The sequence below is a fragment of the Glycomyces lechevalierae genome, assembly GCF_027622945.1.
GTDB lineage: Bacteria > Actinomycetota > Actinomycetes > Mycobacteriales > Micromonosporaceae > Glycomyces > Glycomyces rutgersensis.
Genome location: NZ_JAPZVQ010000004.1, coordinates 108618 through 135084, shown reverse-complemented (window position 1 = coordinate 135084; position 26467 = coordinate 108618). Strand labels below are relative to the sequence as shown.

The 26467-nt window shown below is 70.6% G+C and carries 27 protein-coding genes and 1 tRNA gene; 12 read left to right on the top strand and 16 right to left on the bottom strand.

From position 1 onward, the window contains the following. Nucleotides 1-33 precede the first annotated feature (33 nt). From O2L01_RS09480 to O2L01_RS09460, 5 genes are all read left to right on the top strand, one after another. Complete coding sequence (locus tag O2L01_RS09480; RefSeq protein WP_270121676.1) at nt 34-408, top strand: hypothetical protein; 375 nt, start codon at nt 34-36, stop codon at nt 406-408. Between the two features lie 211 nt (nt 409-619). Then, nucleotides 620-1888, top strand: coding sequence for an ABC transporter substrate-binding protein (locus tag O2L01_RS09475; protein ID WP_270121675.1), 1269 nt, complete (start codon nt 620-622; stop codon nt 1886-1888). Nucleotides 1889-1891: 3 nt separating this feature from the next. Further along, nucleotides 1892-2821: a carbohydrate ABC transporter permease gene (locus tag O2L01_RS09470; protein WP_270121674.1), complete on the top strand. Its 930-nt coding sequence runs from the start codon at nt 1892-1894 to the stop codon at nt 2819-2821. Continuing rightward, nucleotides 2818-3699 (top strand): carbohydrate ABC transporter permease, encoded by an 882-nt coding sequence (locus O2L01_RS09465; RefSeq protein WP_270121673.1) that lies wholly within the window; start codon nt 2818-2820, stop codon nt 3697-3699. The genes O2L01_RS09470 and O2L01_RS09465 overlap by 4 nt, the downstream gene beginning before the upstream one ends. Then, nucleotides 3680-5371, top strand: a complete 1692-nt coding sequence (locus O2L01_RS09460) for a hypothetical protein (RefSeq protein ID WP_270121672.1) — start codon at nt 3680-3682, stop codon at nt 5369-5371. The genes O2L01_RS09465 and O2L01_RS09460 overlap by 20 nt, the downstream gene beginning before the upstream one ends. Before the next feature lie 49 nt (nt 5372-5420). On the opposite strand, the gene O2L01_RS09455 is transcribed toward O2L01_RS09460, so the two are convergent. Next, nucleotides 5421-5798 (bottom strand): DUF4267 domain-containing protein, encoded by a 378-nt coding sequence (locus O2L01_RS09455; RefSeq protein ID WP_270121671.1) that lies wholly within the window; start codon nt 5796-5798, stop codon nt 5421-5423. Nucleotides 5799-5908: 110 nt separating this feature from the next. Between O2L01_RS09455 and O2L01_RS09450 the strand changes: the two genes are divergently transcribed. Continuing rightward, nucleotides 5909-6481, top strand: a complete 573-nt coding sequence (locus O2L01_RS09450; protein WP_270121670.1) for a TetR/AcrR family transcriptional regulator — start codon at nt 5909-5911, stop codon at nt 6479-6481. A gap of 212 nt (nt 6482-6693) precedes the next feature. After that, nucleotides 6694-7356, top strand: coding sequence for a hypothetical protein (locus O2L01_RS09445; protein ID WP_270121669.1), 663 nt, complete (start codon nt 6694-6696; stop codon nt 7354-7356). Between the two features lie 24 nt (nt 7357-7380). Here O2L01_RS09445 and O2L01_RS09440 read toward each other — a convergent pair whose 3' ends face one another. The 9 genes from O2L01_RS09440 to tig form a co-directional block, all read right to left on the bottom strand. Further along, entirely contained in the window at nt 7381-8211 is an 831-nt protein-coding gene (locus O2L01_RS09440) for an NAD(P)H-binding protein (RefSeq protein WP_270121668.1), read from the bottom strand. 40 nt (nt 8212-8251) lie between these two features. Next, a complete protein-coding gene (locus O2L01_RS09435; protein ID WP_270121667.1) occupies nt 8252-8959 on the bottom strand; it encodes an ABC transporter ATP-binding protein in 708 nt (235 codons plus the stop codon). Continuing rightward, nucleotides 8946-9779: an ABC transporter ATP-binding protein gene (locus O2L01_RS09430; RefSeq protein WP_270121666.1), complete on the bottom strand. Its 834-nt coding sequence runs from the start codon at nt 9777-9779 to the stop codon at nt 8946-8948. Before O2L01_RS09430 ends, O2L01_RS09435 begins: the two co-directional genes overlap by 14 nt. After that, nucleotides 9776-10816, bottom strand: a complete 1041-nt coding sequence (locus O2L01_RS09425; protein ID WP_270121665.1) for a branched-chain amino acid ABC transporter permease — start codon at nt 10814-10816, stop codon at nt 9776-9778. The genes O2L01_RS09430 and O2L01_RS09425 overlap by 4 nt, the downstream gene beginning before the upstream one ends. After that, on the bottom strand, nt 10817-11152 hold the full coding sequence (locus O2L01_RS09420; protein WP_270121854.1) for an ABC transporter permease subunit: 336 nt from the start codon (nt 11150-11152) through the stop codon (nt 10817-10819). Beyond that, the gene (locus O2L01_RS09415) at nt 11044-11679 is read right to left on the bottom strand and encodes a branched-chain amino acid ABC transporter permease (RefSeq protein WP_270121664.1); all 636 of its coding nucleotides are present in this window, start codon (nt 11677-11679) and stop codon (nt 11044-11046) included. The genes O2L01_RS09420 and O2L01_RS09415 overlap by 109 nt, the downstream gene beginning before the upstream one ends. Nucleotides 11680-11681: 2 nt before the next feature. Continuing rightward, on the bottom strand, nt 11682-13076 hold the full coding sequence (locus O2L01_RS09410) for an ABC transporter substrate-binding protein (RefSeq protein WP_270121663.1): 1395 nt from the start codon (nt 13074-13076) through the stop codon (nt 11682-11684). Beyond that, entirely contained in the window at nt 13073-14317 is a 1245-nt protein-coding gene (locus tag O2L01_RS09405; RefSeq protein ID WP_270121662.1) for a hypothetical protein, read from the bottom strand. The genes O2L01_RS09410 and O2L01_RS09405 overlap by 4 nt, the downstream gene beginning before the upstream one ends. A 224-nt stretch (nt 14318-14541) precedes the next feature. Beyond that, nucleotides 14542-15936, bottom strand: coding sequence for a trigger factor (tig, locus tag O2L01_RS09400; RefSeq protein WP_270121661.1), 1395 nt, complete (start codon nt 15934-15936; stop codon nt 14542-14544). Nucleotides 15937-16257: 321 nt separating this feature from the next. Here tig and O2L01_RS09395 point away from each other — a divergent pair, with 321 nt between their 5' ends. The 3 genes from O2L01_RS09395 to O2L01_RS09385 all read left to right on the top strand — a co-directional run bounded on the left by O2L01_RS09395 (nt 16258) and on the right by O2L01_RS09385 (nt 17730). After that, nucleotides 16258-16926 carry a ThuA domain-containing protein gene (locus O2L01_RS09395; protein WP_270121660.1) on the top strand — a complete coding sequence of 223 codons (669 nt, stop codon included), beginning with the start codon at nt 16258-16260 and terminating at the stop codon, nt 16924-16926. A 40-nt stretch (nt 16927-16966) separates the two neighbouring features. Continuing rightward, nucleotides 16967-17040, top strand: a tRNA-Gly gene (locus O2L01_RS09390). 132 nt (nt 17041-17172) lie between these two features. Beyond that, the gene (locus O2L01_RS09385; RefSeq protein WP_270121659.1) at nt 17173-17730 is read left to right on the top strand and encodes a hemerythrin domain-containing protein; all 558 of its coding nucleotides are present in this window, start codon (nt 17173-17175) and stop codon (nt 17728-17730) included. A 37-nt stretch (nt 17731-17767) separates the two neighbouring features. Here the strand turns inward: O2L01_RS09385 and O2L01_RS09380 are convergent, their stop codons facing one another. The 6 genes from O2L01_RS09380 to O2L01_RS09355 are packed head-to-tail and all read right to left on the bottom strand — an operon-like array spanning nt 17768 to nt 23642. After that, nucleotides 17768-18622, bottom strand: coding sequence for a phosphogluconate dehydrogenase C-terminal domain-containing protein (locus O2L01_RS09380; protein ID WP_270121658.1), 855 nt, complete (start codon nt 18620-18622; stop codon nt 17768-17770). Further along, nucleotides 18619-19398, bottom strand: a complete 780-nt coding sequence (locus O2L01_RS09375) for a sugar phosphate isomerase/epimerase family protein (RefSeq protein ID WP_270121657.1) — start codon at nt 19396-19398, stop codon at nt 18619-18621. The genes O2L01_RS09380 and O2L01_RS09375 overlap by 4 nt, the downstream gene beginning before the upstream one ends. After that, nucleotides 19395-20165, bottom strand: coding sequence for a triose-phosphate isomerase family protein (locus O2L01_RS09370; protein WP_310286602.1), 771 nt, complete (start codon nt 20163-20165; stop codon nt 19395-19397). The genes O2L01_RS09375 and O2L01_RS09370 overlap by 4 nt, the downstream gene beginning before the upstream one ends. Beyond that, nucleotides 20165-20635: a ribose-5-phosphate isomerase gene (locus O2L01_RS09365; protein WP_270121655.1), complete on the bottom strand. Its 471-nt coding sequence runs from the start codon at nt 20633-20635 to the stop codon at nt 20165-20167. The genes O2L01_RS09370 and O2L01_RS09365 overlap by 1 nt, the downstream gene beginning before the upstream one ends. Next, a complete protein-coding gene (locus tag O2L01_RS09360; protein WP_270121654.1) occupies nt 20632-22380 on the bottom strand; it encodes a dihydroxyacetone kinase family protein in 1749 nt (582 codons plus the stop codon). Before O2L01_RS09360 ends, O2L01_RS09365 begins: the two co-directional genes overlap by 4 nt. Further along, the gene (locus O2L01_RS09355; protein ID WP_344469123.1) at nt 22377-23642 is read right to left on the bottom strand and encodes an MFS transporter; all 1266 of its coding nucleotides are present in this window, start codon (nt 23640-23642) and stop codon (nt 22377-22379) included. The genes O2L01_RS09360 and O2L01_RS09355 overlap by 4 nt, the downstream gene beginning before the upstream one ends. Before the next feature lie 208 nt (nt 23643-23850). Here O2L01_RS09355 and O2L01_RS09350 point away from each other — a divergent pair, with 208 nt between their 5' ends. Together O2L01_RS09350 and O2L01_RS09345 are read left to right on the top strand one after the other, a co-directional pair. Further along, nucleotides 23851-24594 carry a FadR/GntR family transcriptional regulator gene (locus tag O2L01_RS09350; RefSeq protein WP_270121652.1) on the top strand — a complete coding sequence of 248 codons (744 nt, stop codon included), beginning with the start codon at nt 23851-23853 and terminating at the stop codon, nt 24592-24594. A 160-nt stretch (nt 24595-24754) separates the two neighbouring features. Continuing rightward, nucleotides 24755-26389, top strand: a complete 1635-nt coding sequence (locus O2L01_RS09345; protein ID WP_270121651.1) for a glucuronyl esterase domain-containing protein — start codon at nt 24755-24757, stop codon at nt 26387-26389. The last annotated feature ends 78 nt before the right edge of the window (nt 26390-26467 follow it).

The window sequence follows — 26467 nt, the reverse complement described above, 5'->3', positions numbered from 1 at the left end:
CGAAAATCCCTCTTAGCCCACAATGGAGTGACTGTGTCCGGTTCCCCCACAACCCGTCTCCGCTTCCTCGGCCTGCTCTTCTGGATGGCCGGAGGGGTCGTCCTCACCTTCGCGTGGATGGGCATGGCCGAGCTCGCCTACGTCGACGGCCAGATGCCCTACCTCGTCTCCGGCGGCGCGGCCGGGCTCGCGCTCGTCATCGTCGGCTCGACCCTCGTCCTGTCCGCCGCCATGTTCGACGCTGCCGAACGCGGCGCCCAGCGCACCGCCGAACTCCTCGAGCAGGCCGCCGACGAGGCCTCCGAGGAGCAAGAACGCACTGCTCAGGCGGTCGAGGCCCAGGAGCAGGTCGAGACCCGGGAGCAACCCGCGGAGGCGGATGCGAAGAGCGAGGCCACGGCCGCCTAGGCGGAGCTAGGCTCAAAGAAAAGTTGCAGTTCAATACCACCTAACGCGCGCTACTGTCGCGCGTTAGGAAAGATCTGCTATGGTCGGGCAAGCGCATACCCGGGTGACTTGGCACACGTGAATGCGTCACAGCGAACGACGGCCGGGAGTCGGCGCTCGCTCCGAACCCCGACGGGACCCTCACCGGCCCGCTTCCTGAAGAGAGAGCTCAATGAAGAGAAGACTCATCCTCACCGCCGGCACCGCCGGTGCGGCGGCCCTGCCCCTCAGCGCCTGCGGCTTCATCGGCGGCGGCGACGACGAGGGCGACGCGAAGACCCTCAAGTTCTGGCTTTCCGGCGACGCCAACCAAGGCGGCGGCTTCCAGAAGATGGCCGACAAGTACCTCGAGGAGACCGGGGTGACCGTCGACATCGACGACATCCCGTACGACGACTTCAACACCCGCCTGCGCAACGCCGCGCAGGCCGACGGGCTGCCCGACTTCGCCCGCGTCACGGCCATCGACCCGATCTGGCAGAACCAGCTCGAGGACCTGACCGACGTCGCCAAGGAGCACGGGGTCATGGAGAACCTCCTCACCGAGAACGAGGAGGGCGCGATCCCGACCTTCCTCACCGACCTCACCGCCGTGGGCCTGTACGTCAACAAGTCCCTGTTCGACGAGGCCGGGGTCGCCTACCCGACCACGCCGGACCAGCTCTGGACCTGGGACGAGTTCATCGCCGCCGTCAAGGAGGTGAAGGCCGCGACTGGAGCGCGCTACGGGCTCGTCATGGACCCGTCCTCGCACCGCCTGCGCGCCTTCATGTACCAGTTCGGCAGCAACGGCTTCGAGCTCGGCGACGACTGCAAGTACACGACCGACGAGGCGACCACCACCGCCGCACTGCAGTTCTTCGCGGACATCAACGACGACGACGTGATGCCCCGCTCGGTGTGGGTCTCCGGCGACGACCCGAACGCGCTCTTCAAGAGCGGCCAGGTCGCGGCCTACTACTCCGGTTCGTGGCAGGTGGCCGACTTCCAGGCCAACATCACCGACTTCGAGTGGGCCTCGGCGCTCATGCCGGCCCAGACGCGGCGCGCCACCAACCTCGGCGGCGGCTACGTCGTCGTCTACAAGGGCGACAAGTCCAAGGCGGCGCTCGACTTCGTCAACTGGCTGTTCACCGCCGAGAACTACACCGAGATCTGCGAGATCTCCGGCTTCCTGCCGGTCATCCAGGGCCTCGACATCGACTACGGCGCCTCGCAGGCGAGCTTCGACCTCTACAACGAGGAGATCGCCGCGTCCGACCCGATCTCGAGCGCCCAGGACAAGGCCTCGCTCGAAGCGGTGTACAAGGGCCAGACCGCGGGCGGCGACGCCGACCCGCTCAAGGACGAGGCCATCAAGCTCGCCAACGGCGACCAGGACGTGTCCACCACGATCGCGAACATCATCGCCGGTCTCAACGAGAACATCACCTGCGAGTAACCCTTGACGGCCACCGCCATCCGACCTGAGACCCCTGCCGGACCGCGCAAGCGGCCCGGCAGGGGCCGCCGCGCCCAGTACCGGCTCGCACCGCTCGCGCTCGCCGGCGTCAGCATCGTCCTCTTCCTCGTCTTCTTCGTCTGGCCCGGCAGCCTGGGCCTGATCTACTCCTTCACCGACTACTCCGGGCTCGGCACGCCGAACTTCATCGGGCTGGACAACTACGAGAAGCTCTTCGCCGACCCGACGTTCTACCAGTCGCTCACGCGCACCCTGCTGTTCGCCGTCTTCAGCGTCCCGCTCATGTACGTGATGTCGCTGTCGATCGCCTCGCTCGTGGTCTCCAGCTACGCCAAGGGCAGCTCGATCGCGAAGGTCGTGTTCTTCTTCCCCTGGCTCATCTCCCCCATCGTCGCGGGCGTCGTGTGGCGCTGGATGTTCGGCGAGAGCTTCGGCTTCGTCAACTACGTCATCACCCGCCTCGGCGCCGACCCGCTCGCCTGGCAGACCGACCCCGACCTCGCGCTCATGGTCGTCGTCATCGCCGCGACCTGGGGCGGCACCGCCTTCAACATGCTCATCTTCATCGCGGCGCTCAAGAACGTGCCGCGCGCCTACTACGAGGCCGCGGAGATCGACGGCGCCAACGCCTGGCAGCGGTTCCGCCACATCACCCTGCCGTCCATCGCGCCCACCTCGTTCCTGGTGATCCTCCTGTCCTCGCTCGGGGCCATGAAGGAGTTCGCGATGGTCCAGGCCCTCAACGGCGGCGGCCCCGGCACCTCCAACGTCATGCTCATCCAGTACATCTACGAGACCGGCTTCAAACGCGCCGACATCGGCTACGCCAGCGCCGTCTCCATGATCCTGCTGCTCATCCTGCTGACCATCGCGCTGGTCCAGATGGCCGTCAACCGGAGGCGCTCCGCATGAGCACCGTTATCGACGCGAAGCCCGCGACCCGCAAGACGCGCAAGGCGCGCAAGGCGAAAGAGCTCGGCACCACCGTCCCGGTGACCGCGTTCATGTGGCTGCTGGCGGCGCTCTACGCGTTCCCGCTCGTGTGGTTCCTCCTGAGCGCCTTCAAACCCGGCTCGGAGCTGTTCCAGTACCCGCTCACGATCCTCCCGGAGAACCCGACGCTCGGCGGGTTCGAGAAGGCCTGGGACCGGTTCGACTTCCTGCTGTACTTCTCGAACACGCTCGCCGTGGCGACCACGACCACGGTCCTGACCGTGTTCGCCAGCGCCATGACCGGGTACGCGCTCGCGAAGTACCAGGACAAGGCGTGGGTGCGGATCTTCTTCGTGTGCCTGCTGGCCACGACGATGCTGCCGACCGAGGTCATCCTCTCCCCCACGTTCCTCGTCATCCGCGACCTCGGCATGTACGACACGATGGCGGGCCTGGTCGTGCCGTCGATCCTCACGGCCACCGGCGTGTTCATGTTCCGGCAGTTCTTCGTGTCCATCCCGGACGACATCATCGAGGCGGCCCGGATCGACGGGGCGCGCGAGACGGGGATCTTCTTCCGGATCATGCTGCCGATGTCGCGGCCGATCATCATGACGCTGGCGATCTTCTCGTTCCAGTGGCGCTGGAACGACTACATCTGGCCGCTGATCGTGGTCGGCGACGAGCGGAAGTTCACGCTCCAGATCGCCCTGCGGTCCATTGTGGGGGCTGAGAACATCGACTGGCCGCTGCTGCTCGCGGCGTCGGTGATGTCGATCCTGCCGCTGGTGCTCATCTTCATCGTGTTCCAGAAGTACGTCATGAACGAGGACATCAATGCCGGACTCAAGGACTGACGCCGCGTTCCTGGCCGCCGTGACCGCGGCGGCCGACGAGCAGGCGCGGGACGTGCTCGCGGGGGTCGACGACCTCCTCGCGGGCGCCCCGCACCACCGCGCGGTCATGTCCGCCGCGAAGGCCCTGGCGGCGTGCGGGGTCCACCCGGGCTCCGCACTGCACGCCTCGGCGGAGGCGGCCTCGGCGGCCGCGCGGCTGGTGGCGTTCCTGGGCGGGATGCAGGGCGCGAACGGCCTGTTCGACGGCGAGAACCTGGCGTCGCCGCCGGACACGGCGTTCACGGTCAACGACCTGTGCGACACGTACGCGCTGCTGCAGGGCGAGGCGGTGCCGGAAGCGCTGCGGCCCTTGGCCGGGGCGCTCGAAGCGATCGCGTTGAAGGCCGCCGGGCCGCTGCGCCGCGGCGGTGTCCACACCCCGAACCACCGGTGGGAGCTGAGCGCGGCCCTCGCGCGGCTGCACCGGCACTGGCCGGACGAGCGGCTGGTCGCGCGCATCGACCAATGGCTGGCCGAAGGCGTCGACATCGCCCCGGACGGCCTGTACTCCGAGCGGAGCGCGATCTACTCGCTGGCCGTGTCGAACCCGTCGTTGACGGCGATCGGAACCGTTCTCGACCGTCCGGCGCTGCTCGACATGGTGTGCCGCAACCTCGAAGCGATCGCCGCGACCGCCCTGCCGGACGGCACGGTCGAGACGGTGCACTCGCGGCGGCAGGACCAGAAGGGCTCGTTCCCGTTGGCGCCGTTCCTGATGCAGTTCCGGCGGTACGCGATCGCCCGCGAGCGCGGCGACTTCGCCGCCGTCGTGGAGCGGATCCTGAAGGAGCCGATCGCGGGTGCGGCGGACGCGCTGGCGGAGCTGCTGCTCGAGCCGGCGCTCGGCGAGGTCTTGCCGGAAGCCGAAGCGCCGCAGGCGACGACCACGGTGTTCGCGTCGGCGGGTTTGGCGGTGGCGCGGGACGGTGATGTCGCGGTGACGGTCTTCGGCGGCACGGACTACGCCGGGCACGGGTGGATCCGCTCGGGCCTGTCGAGCAATCCGACGTTCCTGCGGGTGTTCAACGGCGGGGCGGTGCTGGATTCGGTGCGGCTCTCGCGGGAGTTCTTCGGCATGGGCCCGTTCCGGGCCGACCGCTTCGCATCCGACGCTGACGGCGGGGCGTTCGTGCTCTCCGAGCGGGTGGCGGCGGCGTACTACCAGCCGCTGCCGGAGGAGTTCCGGCGCGCGGACGGCATGTACGCGCTGCGGGACGACGGTCGCTTCTCGGCGTCGATGGACTTCGCGAACCGGCCGATCGACGAGGTCGCGCTGGAGACCGAGGTGCGGGTGCGCCTCGCCGGCGGCGAAGTGCGCCTTGGGATCGAGGCGAATCCGGGTTCGGTGCGGCAGGTGCTCGAACTGGCGTTCCGCGAGGGCGGCGAGCTGGAGGGCGTGCGCCCCTTGGACTCTGGCGGCTTCACCCCCGTTGGGGACGGGTTCGCGTACCGCTTCGGCGAGCACCGCGTCGAGGTGCGAGTGGACGGGCGCGGGACCAGCGCTTCCGGCTTGGCGTACCACCCCGGCGAGGACTACACGCATCTGTCGGGAACCGATGCGGCGCAAGGACTCCGGGTCTATGTGCCGCTCCCGGAGACCGGTCGCTCGACGATCGTCTTCAGCACGGTCTGAGCGAGCGCGATGAAGGCCGGTCCGCACGGGGGCCGGCCTTCTTCGCGTCTCAGGCGAGCAGGAGGAGGACCGCGATGACGATCATGGTCGCGGCGGTGGCGAAGTGGACGCCGAACGCGGCTGCGCGGGGGCCTTTGGCGCGCAGGACGATCAGGCCGTCGAAGACGGGCATCACGGCGGCGGCGAGCATGACCCAGCCGGTGAGCGAAGTGGCGCCGAGGAAGGTGACGACCAGGAGCATGAGCCCGGTGCCGAAGTCGCGCCCGCCCTTGACCGTGAGCCAGGAGTTGAGGACCGGGTCGTCGGCGGGGGTGTCGGGGATGCCGAAGCTCATGTAGAACTGCGGCTTGAGCATGCCGGTCGTGCCCATGGCGAGGACGGCGAGACCGATGAGTGCGGCGAGGGCGGTGGCGATGACGGCGAGCATGGGGTGATCCCTTCGAGGAGTGCGGGCTCGTATCGAATCTAGCATTGCTAGATCTAGGGTCAACGATAGAGCAACTTCGGCAGAAAATCTAGCGATGCTAGTATCGAGTGATGACCGCCACCGAACGCCGCGAACGGCAGCGCGCCGAACGACACCAGCTCATCATCACCACCGCCCGCGAACTCGCCGAGAGCGAAGGCTGGGAGGCCGTGACCACCAGGAAGCTCGCCGACAAGGTCGAGTACAGCCAGCCGGTCCTGTACGGCCACTTCGCCAACATGGAGGCCATCAGGGACGCCGTCGCGGTCGAGTGCATCGGCGAGATGGCCGAGGAACTGCGCCAGGCCCGCCTCGCCGTCCCCGAATCGGAGGCCATCCGCGCGATCTGCACTGCCTACCTGGACTTCGCGGCCGCCCATCCGGCGGCCTACCAGGCGATGTTCTCCCTGCCCACCAAGGTGAAATGGGCCAGCGCCGAGACCCCGGCCCCGCTCCGGGCGGCGTTCGGCGAGATCGTGAGCGCCTTCGGCCCCTTCAACGACCGGAACGCGGAGCTGGCCGAACTCATCTGGGGGTCGCTGCACGGCATGGCCGTGCTGCTGAACAGCGGCCGGATTCCCGAAGAGGCGCAGGAGCAGCGGCTCGACCTGCTGGTGGGGCTGTTCGCGAACGCCCCGGAGTGAACGGCTCCGTTCGCAACCGGCGGACACGCATCAGTGAACTCGTCCTCGACCGCGAGGACCCCGAACGGCCGGCCTCCTCCTGGAGCGCGGTCCTCGACCAGTTGGAAGGCCCCCTCGGTAACCGCGAACCGGCCCGGCCCCGCCGCGCGTTCCCTACAGTTCACTTCGGACGAGCGGCCGCCACTTGCGGCCGACTATCGAAGGGGGAGTCAATGACGAGGAAGTCCATCGCCTGGAGTGCCGGTCTCGCGGCCGTCGGCACGATGATCGCGGCGGCGGTCGCGGCCGCGCCGTCGGGCGCCGCGCCAGTACCGGCTCCCGCGCCGGAACTGCCGCTCGGAGTGCCCTTCTCGTTCGACCTCGTCGACGCCGAGGGGACGGTCTCCATCGACGGCGAGACCTACACCACCGGGGTTCTCGAAGGCGGCATGAGTCTCGTGCCCGCCGCCGGGAACTGCCCCCCGACCGTCACGCCCTGCCCGACCGATCTGCTGCTGGGAGACTTCCACCTGGCCTCGGCCGTCGGCGAGGCGACCGGCGACTTCGGACAGCTGAGGATCGACGACGTCGGCGCGGCGGTGCCGGGCGGCGTCGGGTTCGACCCGCTCGGCGCCTACACCTCGCCCGCGTTCGGGCTCGACCTGAACGGCGAGCGCCGACCGGACCGGCCGGGCCCGGTCCATGTCCGGTCCGCCGAGCCGGTCAGGCTCGTTCCCGCCGACGTCCCGGCCGCCGAGGGCGGCACCCTTGACGGGTTCCCGCCCAGGAACGGGGTGTACCAGCTCACCGAACCGGTCGAGCTGATCGACCCGGACGAGCCCGCGACGGTCGTCGCCGTCCTCGAAAGCTTCGACGGGACCGTGAGCTACCGCTGAACGGCGCCGGGCCGCCTGCCGCGTTCAGCGGAAGTCTTCGGCGTGGGCTTCGGCCCATTGCTCGAAGGTGCGCGGCGGGCGGCCGAGGACCGCTTCGACTGTCGGGAGGACCACGGACTCGTCGAGGGAGCCGTCCACGTAGAAGTCCCAGAAGGCGTGGACGTACTTCTCGGGCATGGTCGCTTCGAGTTGCGCGCGGGTCTCTTCGAGCGTGAGGCCTTCGAATCGCAAGGGGCGGTTGAGGACGCGGCCGATGATCTCGAGCTGTTCGGCGGGGAGCATCGCGCGCGGGCCGGTGAGGCGGTAGACGGCCCCGGCGTGGGCGTCGTCGGTCATCGCCTCGACCGCGACGGCGGCGATGTCGGCGGCGTCGATGCAGGCGACCGGGATGTCGCCCCAGGGCGCGCGGACCACGTCGCCGGCCTGGAGTTCGGGGAGCCAGCGGAGCGTGTTCGTCATGAAGGCGCTGGGGCGCAGGAAGGTCCAGGCGAGGCCGGAGTCCTTCGCGGCGGCTTCCGAGCCCTCCATCATCGCCGTGACGGCGTTGGAGGCGTCGCCGGTCCCGGCCGAGCTGCCGGAGAGCTGCACGACCCGCTTCACGCCCGCGTCGCGCAGCCGCGCGTAGAGCCCGGGCATGTCCGGGTAGCCGGGGAGCATGAACACCGCCTCGACCCCTTCGAGCCAGGGGGCCAGCGAGTCCGGATCGTCGAGGTCCGCCACGGCGGGCACCGCGCCTTCGGGGAGGGCCGCGCGGCTCGCGTCGCGGACCAGGGCCCGCACGGGCAGGCCCCGCTCGACCAGGGCCTGGACGACCGCTCCGCCGACGTTGCCGGTTGCTCCAGCTGCGAAGTACATGGCGTGATCCTAACGCGGACCCTGTTGCGCCACAATCGACTCAGGTGCCGAAGTAGGCCGCCCGGACCACGTCGTCCTCAAGGGTGCCGCTGCCCGAGCCGGTGATGGTGACGCGGCCCTGCTGCATCACGAACGCCGTGTCGGCCTGGGCGAGGACGCCCGCGTTCTGCTCGACCATGAGGACGGTGACGCCGCGCTGGTTGATGAGCTTGACCGCCGCGAAGACCTGCTCGGTGAGCTTGGGCGACAAGCCGAGTGAGGCCTCGTCGATGAGGAGCAGCCGCGGGGAGCTCATCATGCCGCGCCCGATGGCGAGCATCTGCTGCTCGCCGCCCGAGAGGGTCCCGGCGGTCTGGTCGGCGCGCTCTTCGAGGCGCGGGAAGATCTGGTACACCTCGAGCAGGTTGCGCCGCACCCTGCGGGCGTCGCGGCGGATCGTCCACGCGCCAAGGCGCAGGTTCTGCTTCACGGTGAGCGCCGGGAACACATGGCGCCCTTCGGGGACGAGGACGATCCCGGCGCGGACGCGCGCGCCGGGCGAGCCGGTGAGGGGCCGGCCGTCGTAGCGGATCGCGCCGCCGGTCGCCGGGAGGAGCCCGGCGAGGGTCATGAGGGTGGTGCTCTTCCCTGCGCCGTTGAGCCCCAGGAGGACCGCGTTCGAGCCTTCGTCGACGCTGAGGCTGACGCCGTGGAGGACCGGCACGGAGCCGTACCCGGCGCGCAGGTTCTCGACCTCAAGCAGTGCCATGGGTGGCTCCTTCGGGCCGCAGCGGCCACTCGGGCGGTTCGTTCTTCTCGGCCGCGCCGCCGAGGTAGGCGGCGATGACCTCGGGGTGGCGCTGGATCTCCGCGGGCTTCCCTTCGGTGAGGAGTTCGCCGAAGTTGAGCACGTACACGTAGTCGCAGGCCTCGGCGACGAGCGGCACGTGGTGCTCGATCATGAGGATCGTGAGCTTGAGGCGGTCGCGGAGTTCGCGGAGCGTGGCGCCGAGGCCGAGCGCTTCTTCGGGGCTGAGGCCGGAGGCGGGCTCGTCGAGCAGGAGCATCCGCGGGTCGGAGGCGAGGGCCATCGCCATGTCGCAGGTCTTGCGCACGCCGTAGGGCAGTTCGCCGGTGCGCTCGTGGGCGACGTCCTCGAGGCCGAAGTACTCGACGATCTCGGCGGCGTCGCGGAGCAGTTCGCGTTCGCGGTGCCAGGTGCCGGCGAGGCCGAGCATCCCGGCGAGCGCGGAGTAGCCGGCGCGCTGGTGCTGCGCGAGCATGACGTTCTCGGTCACGGTGAGGGCGTCGATGACGCCGAGGTTCTGCCAGGTGCGGGCCATGCCGAGGCGGGCGCGGCGGTGGGTCGCCAGGTGCGAGACGTCCCGGCCGTCGAAGAAGACCCGGCCGCCTTGGGGCTGGTAGATCCCGGTGAGGCAGTTGAAGCACGAGGTCTTGCCCGCGCCGTTGGGGCCGATGAGGCCCACGATCTGGCCTTCGCGGACGGTGAGCGAGAGGTCGTTCAGGACCTGCAGCCCGCCGAAGCGGAGCATGAGGCCCTCGACCTTGAGGATCTGGCGGCGCTTCATTGTCGGGCTCCGGTGCGGGCGTTGGTGAGCCAGCGCGTGGCTGGTCTGAGGAGTTGGCCGAAGCCGCCGGGGAAGAACCGCAGGACGATCAGGAGCATCACGACCACGATGAACGGCGGCAGTACGTGGTACACCGCTTCGTTGAGGAACGGCGGCTGCCAGGGCAGGCCCGAGAGGAAGTTCGGGAGTGTCAGGGGCAGGAGGGCGAAGAACGCGGAGGCGAGGATGACGCCGAGGCGGGAGCGGAGGCCGCCGACGACGGTCATGAGGACCCAGACGAGGGCGACCTGGAATTCGAAGTCCATGGCCTGGACGATCTGGTTCCAGTGGGCGAAGAGGCCGCCGGCGAGTCCGGCGATGAGGCCGGAGAGGCTGAAGGCGGCGAGTTTGTAGCCGGTGACGTTGACGCCGAGGGTGGCGGCGATGCGCTCGTCGTTGCGGACGGCGGCGAGGGCGCGTCCGGTCTTGGTGGCGACGATGCGCCAGTCGAGGTAGAGGACGAGGCCGAGGACGCCGAGGCAGAGGAGCGCGAAGGCGTGGTCGGAGGAGACGAGGGCGGGTCGGGGGGCGAAGGCGCCGGCGCCGCCGCCGGTGAATTCGCGCCAGTTGAAGATGGTGGTCTCGGCGGTGAGTCCGAAGGCGAGGGTGACGAGGGCGAGGTAGAGGCCGGTGACGCGGAGGGCGACGAGGCCGATGGCGGCGGCGGTGAGGGCGCCGGCGACGGCCGCGGCGGCGAGGCCGAAGCCGAGCGGGGCGCCGAGGCGGGAGGCCATGAACGCGGCGGCGAAGGCGCCGATGCCGACGAACGCCTGGTGGCCGAGGGAGATCTGGCCGGCGTGGCCGGTGAGGGTGTTGATGGAGAGGCCGATGACGGCGTAGATCGCGGCGCGGCTGATGCGTTGGGCCCAGACGTCGCCGCCGAGGAGGAGGGGGAGGGCCGCGAGTGCGAGGAGGGCGATGACGAGGGTGACGCGGAGGGCGAGTCCGAAGCGGCGTTGGACTTTGACGCGGGCGAGGACCATGGTCGCGGTTGCCATTTACGCTTCCTTCCCTAGCAGGCCTTGGGGTCTGATGAGGAGGACGAGCATGAGGAGGGCGAAGACGCCGAGTTCGGCGGCGCCGGGGACCTTGAGCTGCTGGCCGAGGTAGTAGATGCCGAGGTTCTGGACGACGCCGATGGCGAGGCCGCCGATGAAGGCGCCGGGGAGGCTGGTCATCCCGCCGAGGACGGCGGCGGCGAAGGCGGGCACGAGCATGGTGAGGGTCATGAATCCGGGCGTGAAGATGCCGACGGGGGCGTAGAGGAGCCCGGCGATGCCGCCGAGGAGGGCGGCCATGCCCCAGACGAGCCGGGAGACGGCGGTCGGGCTGATGCCGACGACCTGCGCGGCCCGGGTGTCCTGTGAGGACGCGAGGACGGGAGGTCGGTCTTGAAGAACCAGGCCATGGCGGCGGCGAGGACGGCGAGGACGGCCATGAGGACGAGCTGCTGCGGGAGGATGCCGGCGCCGAGGATGTTGACGCCGCCGCCTTCGATCAGCGGGGGCATGACCCTCGGGATCGGTTGGCCCACAAGGACGATGATGGCGATGGTGAAGAGGGCGACGCCGACCAGGGCGACGAGCATGATCGTGCGCGATGAGGATTCGAGGGGCCGGACGATGACGCGTTCGACGATGAGGCCCATGGCGACCGCTGCGGCGAGGCCGCCGACGACGCCGGCCCAGTAGGGCAGGCCGGCGCCGACGACGAGGGCGTAGGCGGTGAAGGCCGCGACGCCGCCGAATTCGCCTTGGGCGAAGTTGAAGACGCGTTTGGCCTTGTAGACGAGGACGATGCCGACGGCGAGGAGGCCGTAGACCGCGCCTTGGAAGAGGCCCAGTGCGAGGAAGGCGCCCATGGCTAGAACCCGTTCACGAAGGCGGACTCGGTCTCGTAGTGGCCGCCGCCGTCGCAGACGTTGCGCAGGACGCTCACCTGTGTGCCGCCGAAGGGTCCGTCGGCGTAGTTGAGGTCCGGGAAGACCCCTGTCGAGAACTGCTGGCCCGCGACGGCGTCCATGAACGCGCCCCGGTCGAGGTCCTCGCCCGCCGCGTCGAGCATCTGATGGAGGACTTTGGACTGTCCCCACATCATCCAGGTGACGTCGTCGGGTTCGATCCCGGCGGCGTCCGCCGCGGCGAGGAAGTCAGGGTCGTAGTCGCCCGCGTCCGCGAACGCCGGTGTCGGGTTGAAGAAGCGCGCGCCTTCGGTGGAGCCCGCGGCGCTGCAGCCGGTGCTGGCGACCTGGTCGAGGCCCATGCTCACCCCGACGCCCACGAACTGGGGACGGCAGCCGGAGGCGGCGGCCATCTCCAGGTAGAAGGTGGGGCTGGTGAGGACGAAGACGACGTCGTAGTTCTTGACAGTGCCGGTGCAGAGGTTCCCGGCGGCGGAGGAGCCGCGTTCGTTCTTGTCCGGGCGGAAGACGTCGACGCCGTCGAACGCGCCGGTGAAGCCTTCGACGGCGTCGTCGAAGTTCGGGGTGTTGGTGACGACCGCGGCCACTTTGGACGCGTCGGTGACGCCGAGCTCGTTCTTGATGTAGTCGGCGAGCATCGGCGTCTGCTGCTTGTAGGTCATCGAGGCGGCGAAGTAGGTGTCGAGGGAACCCATGCCGGTCTCGGTGACCCCGGTGGAGAGGTACGGGACGTCTTCGCTGGCCGCGTACTGGGCGCACGCCTGAATCTGGTCGGTGCCGCCGGCGCCGATGAGCGCGAAGGCCTTCTGCTCCTCGGCCATGGTCTGGCAGACCTGGCGGGCCGTGGACGGCCGGTACTGGTCGTCGGCGAACACCGTTTCGACGGTGCGGCCGTGGATCTCGACGGGCTTCCCGTTGTTCCCGTACTGCCAGTAGAGGTCTTTGCCGGTCTCGAACGACTCCTGCTTGAGCGGCGCGGCCCCGGTGAGGGGCGCGTGGATGCCGATGGTGATGGTGTCCGCGGTGACGCCGGTGGTGTCGCCGTTGCCGGCGTTCCCGTTGTCGTTGCCGCCGCCTCCCCCGCCGCCACCGCCGCCCCCGGAGGAGTCGTCGCTGCCGCCGCCGTCGCCCGAGGCGTCCGTGCCTTCGGTGCCGGTGGCGGTGCCGTCGGCGCTGGTGCCGTCGGCGCCGCCGAGGCCGGGGTTCTCGCCGCCTTGGGCGACGAAGTCGTCGTGCACGCCTTCGAACTGGCCGCACGCGGGCAGCACGAGGAGCGCGGCCGCCAAGAGCGCCAACGTGGTCCGTTTCCGGCTGAGCCTCTGGAGGTGCCGCCTCATGAGCGGCCTCCGCGTCCGGTGAGCTTCTGCCACAGGCCGGCCGGGACGGGCAGGGCCCAACCGCGCTTGTCGAGGTTGTGGGCGCGGATGCGGTCGATCGCACCGCCGCCGCCCGCCGCGGCGCTGGACGCGCCCATCACGGTGTGGAGGAGGTAGGCGCCGACGATCCCGGCCGGGATGAGCGTCCACACGTACCAGGGCGCCTTGGGTTCGATCGGTTCGTACGCGGCCGGGGCCAGCTCCTCGGGGGAGGCGGACTCCTCCCCCGCCGCGGCCTCGTCGGCACCGCCGCCGCCGGAGCCGCCGCCTCCGCCCGAACCGCCGCTCGAACCACTGGAGCCGCTCGAACCGCCCGTGGTGCCGGAGCCGGGGTCGCTCGCGCCGTCGTCAGGGGTCTCGCCGGGCGTGAACGCGAAGGTCGCGCTCAGCCGGTACGCGGTGGCGTCGTACTCGTTGACGGGGGTCTGGGTGTCGTCGCGCAGCGGCAGTTTGAGGTTCACCTGCCACGTGTCGACGGGGGTGGCGTCGTCCATGACGGGCATGAACATGACGCCGTAGTTCGCGAACGGGTCCTGACCCCAGTCCTCGGCGAGCTCAGTGAGGTCGAACGTCCATGTGGGGAGCGGGACTTCGACGGCGGGCGTCTCGGTGGTGCCGCCGTTCTCGATCGCCTCCTGCGTGGCGGCGATGAGCGCTTCGGCGTCGGCGACCTCGGCCGGGTCCGGTTCGGCGCGTTCGCCCACGACGCAGCCGTCGCCGACGGGCGGCTGCACGTCCCACATCTCGGCTTCGCCCGTCGTCCAGGCTTCGGTGATCGGGCAGGCTTGGACGAGCTTGCCGGTGGGGTTGAAGGTGGGCGAGTCGCCCGCGTCGTCGCCCTCGGCGACGGTGAGCTTGAAGTCGGTGATCTCGGAGCCCTCGGTGACGCCGCGCTCGGCGAGGTTGAAGGAGAGGGCCGCGACCTTGGTGTTCTCGCCGAGCTCGACGGCGACGGGCATCGTCGTCGCGGACTGCGGGTTGGGCCATTCCACCTGCTGCGAGATCGAGCCGAGCTCGAGGGTCTCGTCGATCTGGCGGCTCCAGTACCAGGAGACGCCGTCCGCGCCGTAGTCGAACTTGAGCTCCTCGCCCCCAGCGGTCTCCTGGGCGGCGGCCGGGGCGGGCCAGGCGAGGACGGCGAGCGCCAGCGCGGCACCGAGGGCAAGAGGCATCGAACCGGAGGAACGGTGTCGGGGGATCATGGGGGCACTCCCGAGACGGTCTCGCGCAGACCATGGTCTGCGTCATGTCGTTGGCACTTGAGCATTGATGGGTGTAGATACACACCATAAGTCAAAGTGACGCTCGTCTCTACCCGTGAGTAGCAAAAATTTCGGGAGCAGCCGGGGCAAAGCGCTCCCATTCCGGCAACGTGAAAGGGGCCCGACGCTGATGCGTTGGGCCCCTTTCGGAAAGCGGTGAGGATCTACTCCTCGGTCTTGTCCTCTTCGACCTCGGCTTCGTCGGCCTCGGCGGCCTTGCGGCCCGGGAAGAGGTCTTCCTCGGTCAGCTCGGTGCCGGAGGCGTCGACGATCGAGGCCTCCTTGACGACCTCTTCGAGGGCGAGCTGCTGGCGCAGCGACGCCGCGACCTGCTGCAGGCCGCCGTTCGTGCGCAGCTCGTCGACGAACTTCTGGAACTGGTCCTGCGGGACGCCGCGCTGCTGGGCCTGGCGCACGACCTCGGCGGTCATGAGCTCGCCGGAGACCTCGAGCTCGCGCTCGCGGGCGATCTTGCCCAGGATGATCGACTGGCGCAGGCGCGCCTCCGAGTCGGCGACCATGTCGGCCTTGAACTCGTCCTCGGTCTTGCCCATCATCTCGAGGTACTGCTCGAACTGGGCGAGGCCCTCGGCGGTCTCGCCGTCGTGGCCGCCCTTCATGTGCATGATCTCGTGCTCGACGTCCTCGGCGACGACGCCTTCCGGCAGCGGCAGCTCGACGGACTCGACCAGCGCCTCGAGGGTCTTCTGGCGGGCTTCGTTGGCCTTGCCGGTGCGGGCCTGGGTCTCCAGGCGCTCGCGGGTGGCGTCGCGCAGCTCGGCGAGGGTGTCGAACTGGCTGGCCATCTCGGCGAAGTCGTCGTCCAGCTCGGGGAGCTCGCGCTCCTTCACCTGGGTGACCTTGACCTCGACGTCGGCGGTCTCGCCCTCCTGCTCACCCGCGAGGGTGGACTGGATGGTCTTCTCGTCGCCGGCGGACATGCCGATGAGGGCCTCGTCCAGGCCGTCGAGCAGGTTGCCCGAGCCGACCTCGTGGCTCATGCCGGTGACGGAGCCGCCCTCGACCTCTTCGCCGCCCTGGGTGGCGCGCAGGTCGATGACGACGAAGTCGCCCTCGGCCGCCGCGCGCTCGACGGTCTTCAGGGACGAGAAGCGCAGACGCTGGGACTCGAGGTCCTTGTCCACGTCCTCTTCGCTGACGCCCTCGGCCTCGACCGTGACCTTCAGCGAGGCGAAGTCGGGGAGCTCGAACGCGGGGGTCACGTCGGTCTCGACCGTGAACTCGAACGGCTTGTCCTGCTCGATCGGCTTGACCTCGGTCAGCTCGGGGCGGCCCAGCGCGTTGACGTCGTTCTCGGTGACGGCCTTGTTGAGGTTCGCCTGGATGGCCGGGTCCATCGCCTGCGCGAAGACCGACTCGCGGCCGATGCGCTGGTCGATGACCTGGCGGGGCGCCTTGCCGGGACGGAACCCGGGGACGCGGACCTGCTGCCCGACCGTCTTGTACGCCTCGTTGATGAACGGCGCCAGCTCCTCGAACGGCACCTCGACCGACAGCCGCACCCTGGTCGGGCTCAGGGTCTCGACAGTGCTCTTCACAGACGTACTCCTAGATCATTTCGCTCAATTGCCTTGCGACATTGACTTGCGTCGGAGCGGAGGGTGCCGTGGCCGCATCGGTCCGCCGGCAGCGCAGCATCGACCCCCGCTCCGATCGAGTCTAGGCCGCCGCGCCGTCGCGGCCCCGGCGGGTGTGGTCGATATCGCCGCTCGTCACCTGTTGGGGCGAGTGCGGCCGGGACGATCGGCCCCCGCCGAGATCGCCTAGACTACGCCCTGCAATCGTTCTCAGGAGGAGTCGGACGGCCCGGCACCCGCCGGCACGGGAACGGCGCCCCGCCCCGAACAGGAGTGAACGCTGTGGTTTCACCCGCCATCCTCGTCTTCACGAAGACGACCGGTTTCCGGCACGACTCGATCCCGGCCGGCGTCGCCGCCGTGGAGCGGATCGCCGCCGAACTCGGGTACGAGACCGAGCACACCGAGGACGCGGGCGTCTACAACCCCCTCGACCTCGCCCGCTTCGCCGCCACCGTCTGGGTCTCCCCCTCCGGCGACGTCCTGGACGAGCTCGAGCGCGCCGCACTCGCGGACTTCGTGACCGGCGGCGGCGGGTGGTGCGGGATCCACGCCGCCTCCACCGCCGAGCGCTCCTGGCCGTTCTTCCGCGAACTCGTGGGCGCCCGCTTCATCGGCCACCCGCCCGGGTGCACGCCCGGGGAGATCGACGTGGTCGAGCAGAGCCACCCCGCCACCGCGCACCTGCCGGAGCGCTGGGCCTGGACCGACGAGTGGTACAGCTTCGACGAGCAGCCCAAGGACGTCGAAGTCCTGCTGGAGGCCGACGAGGACACGTACGACACCGCGGGCCTGGCCATGGGGCGCCCGCACCCGCTCGCCTGGCACCGCCGCCTCGAGGCCGGCCGGTGCTTCTACACGGCCCTCGGCCACGCCGCGGAGGCCTACGAGGACGACGTGTTCCTCGCTCACGTCAAGGGCGGCCTCAGAAGTGTGCTGCCGCCCCGCTGAACGGATGCGCTACACTCGTCTGCGTCCGCTTCGGCGGCGTGCGGGTGTAGCTCAATGGTAGAGTCTCAGTCTTCCAAACTGATTGCGCGGGTTCGATTCCCGTCACCCGCTCCATGCGAGCCCCGGTCCTTCGGCCGGGGCTTTCGTCGTCCCCGGAGCGCCCGGCGGCATGAAAACCGGGCGCGGCGGGTATCTCCGTGTCGCTCGCCTCGCTCGGAGGCGACCGACGCACGAGGGGACAGGGCCATGAGCGGCGATGTCGTTGACCTGATCATGCAGGACCACCGCGAAGTCGAACGTCTGTTCGCCAAGATGCGGGACTTCCCGGACACGCGCTCGCTCGCGGCGCCGGTGCTGTCCGCGCTGCTCATCGCGCACAGCCGCGCCGAGGAGGCCGCGGTCTACCCCGTCGCGAAGGACGAGGCCGGCGAGACCGAGGAGGTCGCGCACAGCCAGGAGGAGCACACCCAGGCCGAGCAGATGCTCAAACGCCTCGTCGAGACCGACCCCGAGTCCTCCGCGTTCGTGGAGGTGCTCGTCGAACTCGAGAAGGCCGTCACGCACCACGTGCACGAAGAGGAGACCACGGTCCTCCCCCACATGAAGGAGCACCTGTCCGAGGAGCGGCGCATGGAGCTCGGCGAGGCCTTCGCCGCCAGCCGCGCCGAGCACCTCGGCGAGCGCCCCGGCGAGGCCACCAAGGAAGAGCTCCAGTGGCAGGCCCACAACGTCGGCCTCACCGGCGCGTCCAACATGGGCAAGGCCGAACTCGCCAAGAAGCTCAAGGCGAAAGCCTCGTCCTAAGAGAAGCGGGCCCTCCTCTCGGCGGGCCCGCGGCGCCTCAGCGCTCGATCCGGTCCAGGTGGAGCATGCGGGCGAGGTTGCCGTCGAGCTCGTCGTCGCGGAAGACCTTCTTCCAGTCGTCCTTGATGATCGCCTCGCGGCCGTAGTCCATCGCGATCAGGCAAGCGTCGCTGAACGGGTTGTCCCCGCGCAGCCCGTTCGCCAGCGCGACCTGGGTGTGGCCGAGGAGGATGCTGCGCGCGGCGGCCTCCGGGACGCCCATCGTGTTGACGGCCTCGTCGAGGGATTCCTTGAGGAGGGCGCCGACCATGCAGGCGATGGTCTCGACGAGGGTCGGTTCGAGCTGCGCGAGCTGCTTGACGGTGACCCAGTGGACGTCCACGACGGGGGCGTAGATGGCGCGGACCGTGGCTTCCACGATCTGGGCCTTGGCGGGGTCGTCGGATTCGATGGCGGCGATGGCGTCCTGCGGGGCGGCGATGCCGCCGAAGGTGTCCGCGTACTCCTCGGGAGTGGTGCGCTGCAGGAAGATCGACGGGTGGCAGGGGTGCGCGACGGCTTGCGTGACCTCGGGGCGCTTCGCGAGGAGGCCCGCGTAGGCGGCGGCCGGGTCGAGGGTGAGGGCGATCGCGCCGTCCTTCATGAGCGGCACGAGTTCGCCGGTGACGGCTTGGAGTGCGAGGTCGGGGACGGCGAACACGACGATGTCGGCGTCGGCGACGGCGTCGGGTCCGTCGGTGAGTTCGCGGCCGGCGTCGAGGGTGCGTTGGCGCCCGGCGGGCGAGTTCTCGACGTAGTGGACGGTGTGCTCGGTCTTGACGAGGTTGTTCGAGACGCGCGTGCCCATCTTGCCGCCGGCTCCGATGACGGCGATGGTGAAGGTGTCGCTCATGTGGTGCTCCTCAGGTGTTCGATGGTGGCGCGGGTCCAGTCCCGCTCGGTCCGGACGGTGGTGGCCGGGTCGCCCTGCCAGGGCAGCCAGTGCTCGACGATCTCGTTGATCCCGCGTTCGCGGGGACGGACGGTGTCGAGCAGGTGCCGGTAGTCGTGGAGGCCTTCGCCCATGCGGGCGCCGCTGTAGCGGAAGCCGACCCAGCCGGGTTCGCGGGTGAACGCGAAGTCCTTGGCGTGCACGTTCTTGACGTGGGGTGCGGTGGCCTCGACGGTGGCGCGGGGCTGCTCGAGGCGGGCGACGGTGTTGGCGGGGTCGAGGCAGATGCCGAGGCTGGGGCTGGCGACGCGTTCGACGAGGGTGATGAGGTCGGCGGTGGCGACCTGCTCGTAGGTCTCGAGGGCGAGGGTGACGCCGGCGGTCTCGTAGTCGGTGAGGGCGGGGCGGAGGCCGGGGGTCGGGGCAGAGCCGGGGCCGGGGACCATCGTTCGGACGAGCCGGGCGTCGAAGGCCTCGGCGAGGCGCAGGAAGCGTTGGAGGCGTTCGGGTTCGAGGCCTCTGGTGCCGAGTTCGATGCTGAGGCCGAGGTCGCGGGCGGCGTGGGCGGCGTCGCGGATCTCCTTGTCGCCCATGGTGTCGAGCGGGGCGTAGTCGCAGATCTGGAAGAGGTCGACGCCGAGGTCGCGGGTGGCTTCGAAGGCGTCGGTGAGGGTGAGGGGCAGGTCGACGCGGTCCGAGTGCTGCCAGAAGAAGGCGTAGGTGCCGAGGCCGATCATGCCGCGGCCCTCGCGGTCGCGAGTTCGGCGGCTTCGTCCAGGACGGTTTCGAGGTTGGCGGGGTCGTGGGCGAAGCGGCCGAGGAAGAGGCCGTCGACGGCGTCGCCGAGGGCGGTGAGCAGGCCGGGGCCCGCGGAGCCGCCGTAGATGACGGCGCTGCCGGCGCGGTCGGGGGCGACGTCGAGGGCGACTCTGAGGGCGCGGGCGACGGCGGCGATGTGGCCGGTGGGGGCGGGTTCGGCGGCGCCGATGGCCCACACGGGTTCGTACGCGGCGATGACGGGCCCGGCGGGGGCGTCGGCGAGGCTGCGGCGGAGTTGGGCGACGGTGGCGGCGGCCGCCCCGGCGGGGTCGAGGCGTTCGGTCTCGCCGACGCAGACGAGCGGTGTGACGCCGTGGCGGAGTGCGGCGGCGGCCTTCGCGGCGGTCACGGCGTCGGTCTCGCCGTAGAGGCGGCGGCGCTCGGCGTGGCCGATCTCCGCCAGGGACGCACCGACTTCCGCGAGTTCGGCGGCGCTCACCTCGCCCGTGTAGGGGCCGGTGTCGGCGGCGGCGACGTCCTGCGCGCCGATGCGGACCGGGGTGCCCGCGAACGCGTCCCGGGCGGGGAGGATCTGGAGGTAGGTCGGGATGACGAACAGCTCGACCGCGCCGGAGGCGACGGCGGCGTGGCCGCGCGCGAGCGCGGCGACGCGGTCGAACCACGCGGCGGCCTCCTGGTGCCCGAAGTACATCTTCAGGCTCACCCCGACCCGCACCGGCGCCATCAGCACGACCCCGTGGACTCGAACTCGCCGATCACGGCGACTTTCTCGGCCGAGGCGGAGGTGGCGTCGAAGCGGTAGTCGAGCCATTCGCGCACGAGGCGGCGGGCGAGCTCGACCCCGATGACGCGCTGGCCCATGGTGAGGACCTGCGCGTCGTTGGAGAGGACGGAGCGTTCGACGGAGAACGAGTCGTGGGCGGTGGCGGCGCGGATGCCGGGGACCTTGTTGGCGGCGATGGCGACGCCGAGGCCGGTGCCGCAGATGAGGAGCGCCCGGTCGGCGTCCCCGGCCGCGACCCGTTGGGCCGCTTCGATGGCGACCTTCGGGTAGGGCGTGTGGCCGTCCGCGTCGACGCCGACGTCGGCGACGGAGGCGACGCGGGGGTCGTTCTCGAGGTCCTGGCGCAGGATCTCCTTGTAGTCGTATCCGGCGTCGTCGGCTCCGACGACGATCCGCAGGCGCTCGGTCATGCGAGGTCCCTTTCCTGTTGTGCGGCAGCGTCTTCCGCCAGGGTCGCGGCGACGGCGGCGGTGATGAGGGCGAACGAGTGGGCGCCCGGGTCGGGTGTGCCGAGGGCCTTCTCGGCGTGGGGGCGGGCGCGGCCCATGCGGGGCAGGAGGTCGGCGGTCGCGGCGGCGGCGCGGGTGGCGGCCTCGGATGCCGTGGCCCAGGCTTCCGGGAGCGAACGGCCTGCGAGGACGGCGGCGGTGAGCGTGTCGCTGAACGGCACGAGCGCGTCCACGAGGGTCTTGTCGCCGAGTTGCGCCTTGCCGTAGGCGATGACGCCTTCGGCTCCGGCGGCGACGCCTTCCGCGACCGCTGCGGCGGTCGGCTTCCCTTGGTCGCCGAGCGCTTCGGCGAGGTTCGCGAGGATGACGCCCCAGAGCGCGCCGGAGGTGCCGCCGGCCTTGTCGGACCAGGCGTCGGCGGCGCGGGCGAGCAGCGTGCGGGCGCCCGCTCCGGCGTCGCGTGCCTGCGCGGCGGCGGTGAGGGCGGCGCGGGAGCCGCGCCGCATGCCGATGCCGTGGTCGCCGTCCCCGGCGACGGCGTCGATGCGGCCGAGTTCGTCGGCGTGCGTATCGATCTCGGCGGCGAGGACTTCGAGTACCTTGTGGACAGTAGCGGCGGCGTTCCGGGAGGCCTCGTCGGCTTCCGGGATCGCCTCGGTCGCAGCAGTCGTGACAGCGGCCGCTTCGCGTTCGGCGGGAGCGACGGCGCCCCGGCGGTACGCGGGCGCGTCGACCGGTGTCTCCCAGAGGCGGGCGAGTTCGTCGTCGGGCCAGTACAGGGTCAGTGAGGCCCCGGCCATGTCGAAGCTCGTGCAGTACTCCCCCACGTGGGGATCGGTGATCAGTGCCCCTGCCGCCTCGAGGCGTTCGGCGACGCGGCGGTAGACGACGAACAGCTCCTCGTACTTGAGCGAGCCGAGCCCGTTGAGGACCGGCACGACCCGCGCGCCCCGCACCGCGACGCCGTCCGGGAGTTCGGCGAGGAGTCGCTCGACGAGCAGGTCGGCGAGGGCGTCGGCGCTCGGGACATCCGCCTCGCCGATGCCCGGCTCGCCGTGGATGCCGAGGCCGATCGCCATGCGGCCCTCCGGGACCGTGAACAGCGGGGCCTCCGCGCCGGGGAGCGTGCAGCCGGTGAAGGCGACGCCGAAGGAGCGGGTGCGGTCGTTCGCGAGGCGCGCGGCCCGGGCGACCTCGGCGAGGCCGTACCCGGCTTCGGCCGCCGCGGCGGCGGCGCGGAAGACCGTGAGGTCCCCCGCGATACCGCGCCGCTTCTCGCGCTCTTCCGCACTGGCGCTGGAGATGTCGTCGGTGACGACGACGGTCTCGCAGGCGATGCCCTCGGCGCGCAGGCGCTCCTGGGCGGCGTCGAAGTTGAGCACGTCGCCCGCGTAGTTCCCGTAGCAGAGGAGGACGCCGCCGCCGCGGTGCGCGGCCGCCGCGACCGCGTGCACCTGCTGCGCGGAAGGCGAGGCGAACAGGTTGCCCATCGCCGCGCCGTGCGCGAGGCCCTGGCCGACGAGGCCGCCGAAGGCCGGGTAGTGGCCCGAGCCGCCGCCGATCACCACGGCCACTTGGCCTTCGGGCGTCGCCGTGGCGCGCACGACGCCGCCGGAGACGCGCCGCACGGAGCGGGCGTTCGCCGCCGCGAAGCCGGCCGCCATCTCGTCCGCGAAGTCCGCGGGGTCGTTCCACAGGCGGGTCATCGCGCGACCAGCTCCTCGTCGGCGGCTTCGGTCGGCCGCGGCTGACGCCGGGCCAGGAGCACCATGAGGACGGCCGAGACCAGCATGAACAGGCCCACGATGAACATCGGCGCCTCGTAGCCGCCGGTCCAGTCGTGCACCGCGCCGGTGATGTACGGGGCGCTGAAGCCCGCCAGGTTGCCGATCGTGTTGATGAGCGCGACCCCGGCCGCCGCGGCGGCACCGGTGAGGAACCGCGTGGGCAGGGTCCAGAAGTTCGGGAGCGCCGCGAAGACCGCCATGGCCGTCACCGCGATCACCGCGATGGTCAGCGCGGGTGTGGCCGCGAAGAGCGCCAACGGGATCGAGACCGCGCCGACCACCGCCGGGACGGCGATGTGCCAGGTCCTCATGCCGCGCCGCGAGGCGTCGCGGGACCAGAAGTACATCGCGATCGCCGCGGGCACGTACGGGATCGCGGTGATGAGGCCCTTGTCGAAGACGCTGAACTCCGCGCCGGTCTGCTCCTGGAAGCCGTCGATGATCGTCGGCAGGAAGAACGCCAGCGCGTACAGCCCGTAGATGAACCCGAAGTAGATGAACGAGAGGGCCCAGACGCGGCCGGAGCGGAACGCGAAGCGCGCCGAGACGTGCTGCTCCTTCGACTCGGTCCGGGCGCGTTCGGTCTCGAGGGCGTCGGTGAGCCAGGCCTGCTCGGCGGGGGTGAGCCACTTGGCGTCGGCGGGCTTGTCCTTGAGGTAGAACCAGGCGATCACGCCGACGACGATCGCGGGCAGGGCGACGCCCATGAACATGAAGCGCCAGCCTTCGAGGCCGAAGAAGACGCCGTGCTGGCCGATGAGCCAGCCGGCGAGGGGCGCGCCGATGACGGTGGTCAGGGGCTGGGCCAGGTAGAAGAGCATGAGGATGCGGCCGCGGTGGGCGGCGGGGACCCAGAGGCTGAGGAAGAGGATCGCGCCGGGGAAGAAGCCGGCTTCGGCGACGCCGAGGAGGAAGCGGAGGGCGACGAGCTGCTCGAAGTCCTGGACCCAGGTGAACAGGAGCGCGACGATGCCCCAGCTGACCATGATGCGGGCGAGCCATTTGCGGGCGCCGAACCGGTGGAGGGCCAGGTTGGAGGGGACTTCGAGGAGGATGTAGCCGATGAAGAAGACGCCGGAGGCGAAGCCGAACTGGGCGGCGCTCAGGGCGAGGTCTTCGTTCATGCCGTTGGGCGCGGCGAAGCCGATGGCGGTGCGGTCGAGGTAGTTGATGAAGAACATCAGGGCGACGAACGGCACGAGCCGGACGGCGACCTTGCGGATCGCGGAGCGCCCGACGGGGGGCGTCTCAGGGGCGCTGAGCTGGGGATCTTGCACGGTAACTCCTATCGACGATGATCGGAGGGCGGTCGTCGTACCCCTCACACTAGCCAACCGGTTGACCAATTGCAACCGGGGTCGGCGGGGCCCGCGATGGTAAATTGATCCCATGCCTGCGTACCCTGACCGTTCTGCCGAGATCACGGCCGCCCTCGGCTCGCTGCCGTCGGGCACGCCCGTCTCCGAGGTCGCCCGCCGCCTGCTCGACCTGTTCACCAGCGGGTCCATCGAGCCGGGTACCCGCCTGCCGGCGGAGCGGCACCTCGCCTCCACGCTCGGCGTGGGGCGCTCGGCGGTGCGCGAGGCGCTCGCGGCGCTCGAGATCCTGGGCATCGTGGACGTGCGGCCCGGCTCGGGCACGTACCTGCGCGGGACGGCGAGCGACCTGCTGCCGCAGACCCTGCGGTGGGGCCTGCTCATCGGCGAGCGCAAGACCGCCGAACTCCTCGAACTGCGCTCGGGCCTGGAGATCTACGTGGCGCGGCTGGCCGCGAACGCGGCCGACCCGGCCGCGTTGAAGGCGATCGGCGGGCACCTCGCGAAGATGCGCGCCTCGATCGGGGACCTGCCCGCGTTCGCCAAGGCGGACAGGGACTTCCACAGCGCGCTGGCGAAGGCGGCGGGGAACACGGCCTTGCTGGACCTGCTCGACGTGGTGCGCTCGCTGCTGCAGGTGTACGCGAACCGGGCGGTGAGCGGCGAGGACGAGGCGCTTCGGGCGGTCGAGGAGCACGCGGCGGTGTTCGACGCACTGGAGCGGCGGGACGCGGACGCGGCGGCCTCGGCGATGGCCGTGCACATGGCGACCGCCTCGGAGCGGCTGGCGGCGGAGCAGGCGTCCGCGACCCCTTGAGGGCCATTGTGTATCGACGTTTATCAATGTATTCTGTCGGGACCCTCACGGAAGTTCACTCGACACCGGCAAGAGTGGTCTCACCGTTGACGCCGGCGCGCTCGCGCCCTCCTCACCGTCGATGATGGACTGTCGCCTCTGGTCAGACAAGGAATCTGCCATGGCATCATCGATCGACCCCCCGATCAGCGTCATCCGACACCGACTCCGATTCGCCCTCGTCCTGGCGGCCGCCTGCGCGGTCGCCGCCGCATTCCTCGCATCGCACCTCGACCGCGCGGAGGCCCAAGCGGGCATCGCCTCGGAATGGAACGGCGCGGACTGCGCCGTGACCGTCCCGGGCAGCTGGCCCTCCAACGCGCAGCTCCCCGACCCGTTCACGAGGATCGACGGCACCCGCGTCACCTCCCAGAGCCAATGGGAGTGCCGCCGCTCCGAGATCAAGGCACTCGCCGAACGCACGGTCTACGGCGACAAGCCGCAGCCCGACAGCGTCACCGGCTCCGTGACCTCCTCCCGGATCACCGTCAACGTCAACGACGACGGCCGCTCCACCAACTTCTCGGCGACCGTGCAACTGCCGAGCGGCACCGGCCCCTTCCCCGCCGTCATCGTCTACGGCGGCTTCGGTGCGGACACCGCCACGATCCTCGGCACCGGCACCGCCGTCGTCAACTACGACCCGGGCGCCGTGGGCGCCGAGGGCACGCCCCGCAACAACAAGCAGGGCGCGTTCTACAACCTCTACGGCGCCACCAGCAGCACCGGCGTCCTCATGGCCCAGGCCTGGGGCGTCAGCCGGATCATCGACGTGATCGAGCAGTCCGGCGGCAGCATCCTGAAACCCGCCACAGGCGTCACCGGCTGCTCCCGGTACGGCAAGGGCGCGTTCGTCGCCGGGGCCTTCGACCAGCGCATCGCCCTGACGATGCCCATCGAGTCCGGCAGCGGCGGCGTCGCGGCGCTCCGCTCCATCCCGCAGGAGAGCGGCTCCCAGCCGCTCAGCAGCGCCTACAGCGAGCAGCCGTGGCTCGGCGACGCGTTCAGCGCGTACACCGCCAACCCCGGCGCGCTCCCGGTCGACACCCACGAGATCGTCGGCATGATCGCCCCGCGCGGACTGTTCATCATGGACAACCCGCACATCGAATGGCTCGGCGCGCGCTCCGGCGCGCTCGCGGCCCTCGGCGGCGCCGAGGTCTACAAGGCGCTCGGCGCGGGGAGCAACATCTCCTACCACTCCAACACGTCGAACGGGACGCACTGCGCGACCCGCACCGAGTGGAAGACCCCGCTGCAGCAGAGCATCAACAGGTTCCTGCACGGCACCGGCGCCCCGCCCGCCACGATCAGCATGCACCCGAACAAGACCGCGAACCTCGCGCAGTGGCGGACCTGGACGACGCCGACGCTCACCGCCGGCAACCCGAGCGAGACGACCACTCCGCCCGAGCAGACCACGAACCCCGGCGAGACCTCCTCACCGCCGCCCGCCGGCACCGGGTGCACCGCGAAGGTGGCGGTGGCGAGCCAGTGGGAGTCGGGCTGGCAGGGCAGCGTCCAGATCACGGCCGGATCCAGCGCGATCAACGGCTGGACCCTGACCTGGACGTGGCCGGGGAGCCAGCGCATCACCAGCTCCTGGAACGCGGCGGTCACGAGTTCGGGCGCGACCGTCACCGCCGAGGACGTCGGCTGGAACGGCGCGATCGCGGCCGGCCAGACCGCGACCTCATGGGGCTTCGTCGCCAGCGGCACGGGCACCGCACCGGCGGTGACCTGCACGCCCGCTTGAGTTGAGGGCCGGGGCGCCCACAGCGCTCCGGCCCGAACGCGTCACAGACCGCTCCCGCGACATGAACACCCGTCATTA

What these genes read in the sequence shown, in the direction of transcription:
- O2L01_RS09475 (WP_270121675.1), top strand. Translation starts at nt 620, where the DNA reads ATGAAGAGAAGACTCATCCTCACCGCCGGCACCGCCGGTGCGGCGGCC.
- O2L01_RS09465 (WP_270121673.1), top strand. Translation starts at nt 2,818, where the DNA reads ATGAGCACCGTTATCGACGCGAAGCCCGCGACCCGCAAGACGCGCAAG.
- O2L01_RS09460 (WP_270121672.1), top strand. Translation starts at nt 3,680, where the DNA reads ATGCCGGACTCAAGGACTGACGCCGCGTTCCTGGCCGCCGTGACCGCG.
- O2L01_RS09455 (WP_270121671.1), bottom strand. Translation starts at nt 5,798, where the DNA reads ATGCTCGCCGTCATCGCCACCGCCCTCGCCGCACTCATCGGTCTCGCC.
- O2L01_RS09450 (WP_270121670.1), top strand. Translation starts at nt 5,909, where the DNA reads ATGACCGCCACCGAACGCCGCGAACGGCAGCGCGCCGAACGACACCAG.
- O2L01_RS09445 (WP_270121669.1), top strand. Translation starts at nt 6,694, where the DNA reads ATGACGAGGAAGTCCATCGCCTGGAGTGCCGGTCTCGCGGCCGTCGGC.
- O2L01_RS09440 (WP_270121668.1), bottom strand. Translation starts at nt 8,211, where the DNA reads ATGTACTTCGCAGCTGGAGCAACCGGCAACGTCGGCGGAGCGGTCGTC.
- O2L01_RS09435 (WP_270121667.1), bottom strand. Translation starts at nt 8,959, where the DNA reads ATGGCACTGCTTGAGGTCGAGAACCTGCGCGCCGGGTACGGCTCCGTG.
- O2L01_RS09430 (WP_270121666.1), bottom strand. Translation starts at nt 9,779, where the DNA reads ATGAAGCGCCGCCAGATCCTCAAGGTCGAGGGCCTCATGCTCCGCTTC.
- O2L01_RS09425 (WP_270121665.1), bottom strand. Translation starts at nt 10,816, where the DNA reads ATGGCAACCGCGACCATGGTCCTCGCCCGCGTCAAAGTCCAACGCCGC.
- O2L01_RS09415 (WP_270121664.1), bottom strand. Translation starts at nt 11,679, where the DNA reads ATGGGCGCCTTCCTCGCACTGGGCCTCTTCCAAGGCGCGGTCTACGGC.
- O2L01_RS09410 (WP_270121663.1), bottom strand. Translation starts at nt 13,076, where the DNA reads ATGAGGCGGCACCTCCAGAGGCTCAGCCGGAAACGGACCACGTTGGCG.
- O2L01_RS09405 (WP_270121662.1), bottom strand. Translation starts at nt 14,317, where the DNA reads ATGATCCCCCGACACCGTTCCTCCGGTTCGATGCCTCTTGCCCTCGGT.
- O2L01_RS09385 (WP_270121659.1), top strand. Translation starts at nt 17,173, where the DNA reads ATGAGCGGCGATGTCGTTGACCTGATCATGCAGGACCACCGCGAAGTC.
- O2L01_RS09380 (WP_270121658.1), bottom strand. Translation starts at nt 18,622, where the DNA reads ATGAGCGACACCTTCACCATCGCCGTCATCGGAGCCGGCGGCAAGATG.
- O2L01_RS09375 (WP_270121657.1), bottom strand. Translation starts at nt 19,398, where the DNA reads ATGATCGGCCTCGGCACCTACGCCTTCTTCTGGCAGCACTCGGACCGC.
- O2L01_RS09370 (WP_310286602.1), bottom strand. Translation starts at nt 20,165, where the DNA reads ATGGCGCCGGTGCGGGTCGGGGTGAGCCTGAAGATGTACTTCGGGCAC.
- O2L01_RS09365 (WP_270121655.1), bottom strand. Translation starts at nt 20,635, where the DNA reads ATGACCGAGCGCCTGCGGATCGTCGTCGGAGCCGACGACGCCGGATAC.
- O2L01_RS09360 (WP_270121654.1), bottom strand. Translation starts at nt 22,380, where the DNA reads ATGACCCGCCTGTGGAACGACCCCGCGGACTTCGCGGACGAGATGGCG.
- O2L01_RS09355 (WP_344469123.1), bottom strand. Translation starts at nt 23,642, where the DNA reads ATGTTCTTCATCAACTACCTCGACCGCACCGCCATCGGCTTCGCCGCG.
- O2L01_RS09350 (WP_270121652.1), top strand. Translation starts at nt 23,851, where the DNA reads ATGCCTGCGTACCCTGACCGTTCTGCCGAGATCACGGCCGCCCTCGGC.
- O2L01_RS09345 (WP_270121651.1), top strand. Translation starts at nt 24,755, where the DNA reads ATGGCATCATCGATCGACCCCCCGATCAGCGTCATCCGACACCGACTC.